Origin of the sequence: Streptomyces sp. NPDC005181 (assembly GCF_040608395.1) — a bacterium.
Classification (GTDB): Bacteria; Actinomycetota; Actinomycetes; order Streptomycetales; family Streptomycetaceae; genus Streptomyces.
Map to the genome: position 1 here is coordinate 1 of NZ_JBEXID010000230.1, position 1,979 is coordinate 1,979.

A 1,979-nucleotide genomic window follows, 5' to 3' on the forward strand; every position below is an offset into this window, starting at 1 on the left:
TAGTGACACGCCACTTCGGCGTGCCCACAGGCATATCCGCAGGTCAACCTACATATTCGTGCCCTAGTCGGCACCGCCAACTGTGGAACTCAGGGCTCACCTGCATAAGCAATCGTCGGGTTTGCGGACGACGCCATCACGAAGGGATATCCATGAGGAAGCTCACGAAGCGCATTTCTCTCGCTGCCGCCTCCGCCGCGGTCGCGGGTGGAGCCGTGCTCGGGGCCGGGAGCACCGCCTCGGCCGCGGTTTCTGAGTCTGCGCCCGTGCAGTGCCCGACCGTCACTGTCAAGGCCGACGACCATCGCGGGGACCCTGTCGCCTACCGGCACAACTTCGAGGTGTACTACCGCCGGGACGGATACCGCATCTAACAGCGACTGCCACACCGACTCGGTCCGGTACGACCGTCGTGCCCACTTCTACTGCTGGGATGACGAGGGCTGCGGCTGGAAGCACGGCAGGTCCTACCGCTACGACTGGGACCGGAACGACCGCGACTTCGAACCGGTCCGACCACGACCGGGGCCGCGACAACCGGCAAGTCGGGCGCCGTCGGCACGGTGGGCTCAGACCGTGCACGTCGCCAGTGATACCCGTTGACGGTAGGGAGGCGGCCGCTGGGGCCGATCTCAACCTTGCCCTCGCTCCGATCGATCACCTTGAAGTCCAGGACCTCATACCAGAAGGTCGCGTGCCTCTCCGGATCGTGCCGGTCAACGGCCAACTCGGTGAACCTACTTGTTATGACTCTCCCAGATCGTGCAGGCAAGACTCTGAATATTGGCCCATGCCGCCCGTTCGACAGATCCCAGACCTTCCTGACTTGGTACGTCAGTCGGACTTGACCGGGCATCAGATACGCGTCAAGCCCCCTGGTAGGAACAGGTCCGCGAAGGACAGGTTCCAGGCATCGAGAGACTTCAGGCGTTGACCGGCATCACCTATACCGGCGCAGCTCGATGGCGGCACGGCCACCGCCGAGACCATCACGAAGCTGCTGGCCGAACGCCGTGAGCGGCTTGGCACCCGCAACATTTCGTCGGTTCCGCCACCTCGGCAGGGGTGAAAGAGGTGGGCGCCGGCACTCAGGAGAGCACCGGCGCCCACGGCATGGCACCTCTCACCTACACGCCGACCGCTCTCGGGTGATCAGACTTCGGATCCCGCGTGACCAGGCGGCGGCAGTGCGGTCAGGCATAGGCGACGGCATCCTCGACGGGCACGCGGGGCAGCCGCGGGAACCACGGGTCGGCACCGGGGTGACCGATGTTGACCACCAGCTGGGAACGCCAGCTGGTACCGGCGAAGAACTCCTCGTCCACGCCGGCCTTGTTGAAGCCCGCCATGGGACCGGCCGCGAGCCCCGCTGCGCGCACCGCGAGTAGGAAGACCCCGGTCTGCAGGGCCGAGTTGTATGCTGCGATGCCCTCGCGCGCGCCAACCTGGTCGGCGAACGCCGCTCGCAGCATGTCGCCACGGGCCGGGAAGACTGTCGGCATCTGCTCGTGGAAGTCGACGTCATACGCCAGGATCGCCACGGCCGGCGCACTGAGCGTCTTGGCCCTGTTGCCCTCGTCGAGATGCCGGACCAGTCGCTCCTTGCCCTCGCGGGTGCGCACGAAGAGCACACGCAGAGGCTGACCGTTGGCGGCGCTCGGCGACCAGCGGGCGAGTTCCCAGATCATGGCGAGTTCGTCGTCGGCAACGGCCACCTCGGCGAAGGTGTTCGCGGTGCGGGCCTCGGTGAACAGCACCTTTCGTCCGGCGTCGTCGAGGACATCGAGGGCCTGCGGTTCGCGGTCAGTCATGCTCATGGTTTCTCTCTTACTTCGGTTGTGCGGATGGTGTGGTGGGGGGGGGGGGGGGGGGCCCCCCCCCCCCCCGGGGGGGGGGGGGGGGGGGGGGGGGGGGGGGGGGGGGGGGGGGTGCCGGTGGTATGGGTGTGCCCGGTGTCTCCCCCTGAGGTGGGGGTGGCG

General features: G+C 67.3%; 2 protein-coding genes and 1 pseudogene. 1 reads left to right on the forward strand and 2 read right to left on the reverse strand.

Features of this window, described 5'->3' with window-relative positions; translation table 11 throughout:
- Positions 1-152: 152 nt before the first annotated feature.
- Complete coding sequence (locus tag ABZV38_RS40235) at positions 153-374, forward strand: hypothetical protein (protein ID WP_356333901.1); 222 nt, start codon at positions 153-155, stop codon at positions 372-374.
- A 251-nt stretch (positions 375-625) separates the two neighbouring features.
- Here ABZV38_RS40235 and ABZV38_RS40240 read toward each other — a convergent pair.
- Both ABZV38_RS40240 and ABZV38_RS40245 read right to left on the reverse strand, forming a co-directional pair.
- A pseudogene (locus ABZV38_RS40240) lies at positions 626-748 on the reverse strand (VOC family protein); the annotation flags it as partial.
- Between the two features lie 445 nt (positions 749-1,193).
- On the reverse strand, positions 1,194-1,817 hold the full coding sequence (locus tag ABZV38_RS40245) for a malonic semialdehyde reductase (protein ID WP_356333903.1): 624 nt from the start codon (positions 1,815-1,817) through the stop codon (positions 1,194-1,196).
- Between the last annotated feature and the right edge of the window lie 162 nt (positions 1,818-1,979).